The organism is Pusillimonas sp. (genome assembly GCF_035515275.1).
Classification (GTDB): domain Bacteria; phylum Pseudomonadota; class Gammaproteobacteria; order Burkholderiales; family Burkholderiaceae_B; genus Pusillimonas.
This window is the reverse complement of sequence record NZ_DATJBQ010000135.1, coordinates 1-6,346: the sequence shown is the minus strand read 5'-3', so window position 1 is coordinate 6,346 and position 6,346 is coordinate 1. Positions and strand designations below refer to the sequence as shown.

General features: G+C 60.4%; 6 protein-coding genes. 4 read left to right on the top strand and 2 right to left on the bottom strand.

Annotated features, from left to right (window positions below):
- A partial coding sequence (locus tag VL003_RS09880; RefSeq protein WP_325442007.1) for a 3-hydroxyacyl-CoA dehydrogenase family protein occupies positions 1–992 on the bottom strand: 992 nt, incomplete at its 3' end.
- A 120-nt stretch (positions 993–1,112) separates the two neighbouring features.
- Positions 1,113–2,072 (bottom strand): LysR family transcriptional regulator, encoded by a 960-nt coding sequence (locus VL003_RS09875; RefSeq protein WP_325442005.1) that lies wholly within the window; start codon positions 2,070–2,072, stop codon positions 1,113–1,115.
- Between the two features lie 156 nt (positions 2,073–2,228).
- Between VL003_RS09875 and torT the strand changes: the two genes are divergently transcribed.
- The 4 genes from torT to VL003_RS09855 form a co-directional block, all read left to right on the top strand.
- On the top strand, positions 2,229–3,296 hold the full coding sequence (gene torT, locus VL003_RS09870) for a TMAO reductase system periplasmic protein TorT (RefSeq protein ID WP_325442003.1): 1,068 nt from the start codon (positions 2,229–2,231) through the stop codon (positions 3,294–3,296).
- Positions 3,293–4,825 carry a sugar ABC transporter ATP-binding protein gene (locus VL003_RS09865; RefSeq protein WP_325442001.1) on the top strand — a complete coding sequence of 511 codons (1,533 nt, stop codon included), beginning with the start codon at positions 3,293–3,295 and terminating at the stop codon, positions 4,823–4,825. The genes torT and VL003_RS09865 overlap by 4 nt, the downstream gene beginning before the upstream one ends.
- An 18-nt stretch (positions 4,826–4,843) precedes the next feature.
- Entirely contained in the window at positions 4,844–5,845 is a 1,002-nt protein-coding gene (locus VL003_RS09860; protein WP_325441999.1) for an ABC transporter permease, read from the top strand.
- Positions 5,846–5,949: 104 nt separating this feature from the next.
- Positions 5,950–6,346 (top strand): 4-hydroxyphenylacetate 3-hydroxylase N-terminal domain-containing protein (locus tag VL003_RS09855; RefSeq protein WP_325441997.1); only part of this gene is annotated, 397 nt, incomplete at its 3' end.

The window sequence follows — 6,346 nt, the reverse complement described above, 5'->3', positions numbered from 1 at the left end:
TCGGCCAACAAGGCGGCTACATCGTCGTCCACCTTGGCATCGGCCGCCACATACTCGCCCTTTGCCGGGTCAAGCCGCAATATGGCCTTGCCTTCTTTGCGGTAAAAGCCGGCGCCCGTTTTTTGGCCCAAGGCGCCTTTTTCGATCAGCGCTTCAACCACGGGCGGCAAGACAAACACCTTGTGGAAAGGGTCGTTGGGCAGTTGGTCTTGCATGGTGCGAATGACATGCGCCAGGGTGTCCAGGCCCACCACGTCGGCCGTGCGGAAGGTGCCCGACTTGGCCCGCCCCAGCCGCGTGCCGGTCAGTTCATCGACAAGCTCATACGTAAGGCCGAACTTTTCAGCCTGCGCAAACACCGACAGCATGCCGAACACGCCGATGCGGTTGCCGATGAAGTTGGGCGTATCTTTGGCCCGCACCACCCCCTTGCCCAGGCGCGCCACCAGAAAGGTTTCAAGCAGGTCAACCAGCGCCGGCTGCGTTTCGGCCGTGGGAATCAATTCAACCAGCGGCATATAGCGCGGCGGGTTGAAAAAATGCACCCCGCAGAACCGCGTGCGCAAGGCCTCGGGCAACGCCTGGGCCAACTGCGTAATGGAAAGCCCCGAGGTATTGCTGGCCACAATCGCGCCCGGCTTGATGGCGGGGGCCAGCTTTTGGTAAAGGTCGCGCTTCCAGTCCATGCGCTCTGCAATGGCCTCAATGACCAGATCGCACTCGGCCAGGCGATGCAGGTCGTCTTGGTAATTGGCGGGGGTTATCAGCTGAGCCAGGTCGGGCGTGCCCAGCGGCGCCGGGCTGGCCTTGCGCAACTGGACCAGAGCCTTGGCAACCATGCCATTGGGGTCGCCCTGCTTGGCCGGCAGATCGAACAACACCACCGGCACACCGGCGTTCACGCAGTGGGCGGCAATCTGCGCCCCCATGACACCCGCGCCACATACAGCGACCTTGCGGATATGAAACTGGCCTGAATGACTGGCTTGCATAGACATCGCTCCGTTCAAGCTGAGGAAGGGATGCGTTTAGTGTAGTACGTGAACGGGGGCCCGGTGCACAACGAGGAGGGTAAAGGTAGCGCCTCAACTTGCGGCGTGGGGCCACGTCGCTTAAAGCGGGTTGATCAGAAAGTCACGCACCAGCAAGTCGCGCGTGGCGCGCAGCTCTTCCAGAATAATTTCATGCACCCGGGTTTTCTTTTTATCGGCCATCCAGACCAGGCCCACATGAATATTGGCATCGGGCACCTGCAAGGGCAGCACAGAGAGCAACCCCAAGTCTTGAAAGTGCTGGGCCAGCACCCGCGACAGAAACCCGACGGAATCGGTGAATTGCATGACGCCGATATTGGTCAGTGTAGACAAAGACTCGAGGTGCTGGCTGGGAATGGTCAGCCCCTGTTGCATCAGGAACTCATCAATAATGGGGCGCGTCGTGGCGTCTTGCGTGGGCAGAACCATGGAATAGCCCGCCAGCATCCGCCATTCGGGGTTCGACACCCAGGTCAGCGGGTGATTACGGCTGGCCACCACCACAACGGGGTCTTCATAAAGCAGCTCGGTTTCAAACTCGGGCCCCAACGGGCGAGTAGGCCGGTTGCCCACGACGAAATCAATGTCGCCGGCGCGCAGCCGGGGTAATAGCGACTCCATCGTGCCCTCGCGCACCGTAGTCGTAATACCTGCATTGAGGCGGTTAAGGTGAGCAACAAAGCGCGGCAGAAGCACCGTTGCCGCGGCCGGCAACACGCCCATCGATATTCGGGCGATGCGCCCATCGCTGATATCGCGCAGTTCGTCTTCGACCGTGGCCAAGCGCCTCAAAATATCGCGTGCGTGGCGAACCAGACACTCGCCATACTCGGTTGGCTCCATGCCGCGCGTGGTTCGTCTGTATAAGGAAAACCCTAGGTTGGCCTCTAAAGCCGCCAGCGATTTGGATACGGCCGGCTGCGTGACATTAAGATGCGCGGCGACTTTTCCAACACTGCGATGTTCGTCCAAAGCCAGCAATAGCTGGAGATGGCTGAGTTTCAGGTTCGAACGGATATACCAGTCCAGCCTTGCCATGGTTTGTCCCCACCGTTTATTTATAACTATTTGGTAATAATTGTGCCATGAAAATTCAATAGACCCCACCAAACAGGCATACCAAACTTCGCCTCGATTGCCGTTCCAAAAAAACCCGGGCCATGTTCCCGAACATCAAAAATTCAAGGAGAAGACATGAAAAAAATGAAGACGGGTATTCACGTCGTCGCCGGCGTTCTGCTGCTGGCCGGCTCGCTAAGCGTCCAGGCCGCCTGGTCGCCACTGGAAGTCGAAGCGATTGCCGAAGACAACGCGCGCTCGCCGATTACCTACACTGCCCTGGACAAGGCTGCCGAGCCCTGGAACGTGTGCGTGTCGTTCCCCCACATGAAGGATTCGTTCTGGCTGGCCGCCGACTACGGCGTTACCGAAGAAGCCAAGCGTCAGGGCATCAACGTTCAAGTGCTGGATGCGGGCGGGTACACGCAGCTGAACAATCAGATCTCGCAAATTGAAAACTGCGTTGCAGGCGGCGCCAAGGCGGTGATTATCGGGGCCATTTCGCAGGACGGACTGGGCAACCTGGTTGCCGACCTGAAGAAAAAAGGCGTGCACGTGGTTGACGCCTACAACGGCATCGCCTCGAAAGACGTCGACGCCCATGTGCTGACGATACCCAGCGACGAGGGCTTGCGCGCGGGCCGTTATCTGGCCGCCAAGCATCCGGCAGGCAGCCCTGCGGTCAAGGTGGCGTGGCTGCCGGGTCCGGCCGGCGCAGGCTGGGTCGAGCTGTTCAACAGCGGCTTTCTGGAAGGCATCAAGGGCAGCGCCGTACAGATCGCAGAAACCAAATACGGCGACACCGGCAAAGAGATTCAGGCCCGCCTGATCGAAGACCTGCTGCAAACCCATAAAGACATCGACTACGTGGTCGGTACGGCCGTTACCGCCGAAGCCGCGGTGCCCGTATTGCGCGCTCGCGGTATTACCGACAAAACCAAAATTGTCTCGGTCTACACCACCCCCGGCGTCTACCAGGGCGTCAAGTCAGGCGCCATCGAGGCCGCCGGCATGGCGCCGGTGGTGCTGGTCGGACGCATCGCCGTTGATCAGGCCATACGCCTGATCGAAGGTAAGAACGTTCATCGCAACGTCGGCCCGGTCGGCCGTGTTTACCAGAAGCAAGATGTTGACTCGCTGGATATCGAAACCGTGCTTGCCCCCGACAACTTCCGTCCTGTCTTCCGGGTCAGCGCAAAATGACACAGCAGGCTCATGCCCTGGATCAGGGCATCACCTCGTCTCTTGCCGCCCCGGTGCTAAGCACACAGGGGCTAAGCAAGTGCTACGGCGCGCATTATGCATTGCGCAACGTCAGCATCGATCTGATGCCCGGCCAGGTGCACGTGATGTTCGGCGAGAACGGCGCAGGCAAATCAACGCTTATTTCCATGATTGCCGGCGCCAATCAGCCCAGCAGCGGGCACATACAGATGGACGGCATGCCCGTAAAGCTTGATTCCGTGGCGCAGGCGCGCGCGCTTGGGGTGCGCGCCGTTTTCCAGGAGTTCTCGCTGATTCCGCACCTTACCGTCGCTCAGAACATTGTGCTGGGCGAGGAGCAGGTCGGCCCTTTCGGCTTTCTGGCCAAATCATTGATGTGCCGCCGCGCCGCGCGGCTGATCACCGACCTGGGCTTCGACCTTGATCCGGACACGCCCGTTGAGCAACTAGCCCGGGGCAGGCAGCAAATGGTCGAAATCTGCAAGGCCGCGGGCCATTCGCCTCGCGTGCTGATTCTGGACGAGCCCACCGCGTCATTGTCAGAACATGATACGCAGGCCTTGTTCGCCCTGGTGCGAAAGCTCAAAAGCCAGGGTTCGGCCATTGTCTACATTACGCATCGCATGCACGAGATCGCCGAGATCGGCGACAAGGTCAGTGTGCTGCGCGACGGCCAGTTGGTGGCCACCGTCAACGCCGACACACCGGAAGACGAGCTGATCCGGCTGATGACGGGACGCACCGTTTCCGACATTTATCCGGCGCCCGTCACGCGGCCCGGCGCTGTGCGCCTGTCGATCAAAGAACTGGCGGGCGCCGACGGCTGCGTTCTTGATGCCAGCCTGGACGTGCGGGCCGGCGAAATCGTAGGCCTGGCCGGCCTGGTCGGTTGCGGCAAAAGCGAATTGGGCCAGGTGGTGTTCGGCGCCGCCAAGCGCTTGTCGGGCCGGGTCGAGCTCGACGGCAAGCCGGTGCATTTCAAGCACCCCGCCGACGCGATTGAAAGCGGTTTATGGTACAGCCCGCCCGATCGCAAGCACGACGGCCTTGCCCTGGTTCGCCCCGCCTTTGACAACATGGCGTTGTCGTCGCTGCAGTTCGGGCGCCGGCCCAGCCGGCTGCGCCGCCCCCGGCAAGAAGACAGGCTGGTCTCGGGCCTGGCAAGCAAGGTGGAGTTTCCGTTTGCGCGACGCGGCGAATCGGTGGCTAATTTTTCGGGCGGCAATCAGCAAAAAGTGTTGCTGGCCAAAGGCCTTGCCCAAGACATCGACGTGTATGTGTTTGATGAGCCCACCGTGGGTGTCGACGTCGGCGCACGCCAGGCCATCTACAAGTACTTCAACGAACTTAGCGCGGCCGGCGCCGCGATTCTCTTGATTTCATCTGATCTGTCCGAGCTGCTGGGCTTGTCGCACCGGTTGTTGGTCATGCGGGAAGGCAGGACAGTGGCCGAATTTGCGCGGGCCGATTTCGACCAGCACGCCATCCTCGAACAGTTCTTTAATTGAATTACGCCCATGAACACCATGACTACTTCCGCAACCGGCTCTGCAGCGGCCGCCAAGAAAACCGTTTCTTGGCAATGGTTGCATACCCATCGCTCGGCCGCCGTGCTGATTTTTCTCTTCGTCGGCTCGCTGGTGGTTTTCTCGCTGTCGGCACCGGGCTTCCTGACACTGGACAACTTCACCAACGTGGGTCGCCAGTCAGTGTATCTGCTGATTGTGTCGCTGGCCCAACTTATTGTGCTGATCGCCGGCGGGCTTGATCTTTCAGTGGGCATGATCGTCGCCCTGGCTTCGGTGGTGGGCGCCACGGTCATGGCGGCGGTGCTTCAGGCCATGCCCGATTCGCCCTGGCTGGCGATGCTGGCAGGTAGTGCGGCAGCGCTGGCCGCCGGCGGACTGGTCGGTCTGGTCAATGGCTGGGGTACCGCCGTGCTGCGCATTCCCGCATTCATGATGACACTGGGCATGTCCTCGGTTGTATTCGGCATTACGCTTTTCATCAGTGGCGGCATACCCATTTACGGCCTTCCCCCCGAATTTGGCGCCACGTTCGGCTTTGGACAATTGGCAGGCATACCCATACCCGTTCTGGTGGCCCTGCTAATGGTGGCATTGGTCTATGGGCTGCTTGAGTGGACACGCTTCGGACGCCACCTGTACGCCACCGGCGGCAACCTGCGCGCGGCCATGTTGTCGGGCGTGCGTACCTCGCGGGTCATCATTACTGCATTCGGTCTGGCCGGGGTGCTATCGGCGCTGACCGGCCTGCTGCTTACCGCCCGGCTCGACACCGGCGAATCCAATATCGGCTCGAGCCTTCCGCTGGAATCGATCGCCGCCTGCGTTATTGCCGGCGTTGCCTTGTCGGGCGGTGTGGGCCGCAGCCTTGCCGTGGTGGTGGGCACCCTGCTGATCGTGTTCGTGCAAAACGGCATGAACCTGATGCAAATCGGCGCTTACGCACAAACCATGGTTATTGGCGCGATTCTTATCTTTGCCATGGCCCTGACCAGACGATAACGACGCTGCCATACCGCCACCCCAGAACATAACAATACGGATCCATGCCGCCTGAGCACGGCCATGGAACCACCCAGAACACAAATTTTTTCAGGAGATCACCCATGAACGCGCCCTTGCAACAAGAACAAAGCGTCGTCAACCGCGACTACATTCCTTTCACCGGACAAGAATACCTGGACAGTCTGGACGACGGCCGCGAGGTCTGGATCTATGGCGAGCGTGTCGGAAAAATCACCGATCATCCGGCCTTCCGCAATTCGGCCCGGATGATCGCCCGCATGTATGACGCGCTGCATGACCCCGCCAAAAAGCAAATACTGACCACGCCCACCGAATGGGGCGGCTTTACACACCGCTTCTATCGTGCGGCATCCAATATCGAAGAACAGGTCGCATCGCGCGACGCGATTGCGGAATGGCAGCGCATGGCCTGGGGCTGGATGGGCCGCTCGCCCGACTACAAAGGTTGCTTCCTGGGCACACTGGGCGCCAACGCCA

Excerpts from the sequence above, each read along its gene's own strand:
- VL003_RS09875 (WP_325442005.1), bottom strand. The coding sequence starts at position 2,072 with ATGGCAAGGCTGGACTGGTATATCCGTTCGAACCTGAAACTCAGCCAT.
- torT (WP_325442003.1), top strand. The coding sequence starts at position 2,229 with ATGAAAAAAATGAAGACGGGTATTCACGTCGTCGCCGGCGTTCTGCTG.
- VL003_RS09865 (WP_325442001.1), top strand. The coding sequence starts at position 3,293 with ATGACACAGCAGGCTCATGCCCTGGATCAGGGCATCACCTCGTCTCTT.
- VL003_RS09860 (WP_325441999.1), top strand. The coding sequence starts at position 4,844 with ATGACTACTTCCGCAACCGGCTCTGCAGCGGCCGCCAAGAAAACCGTT.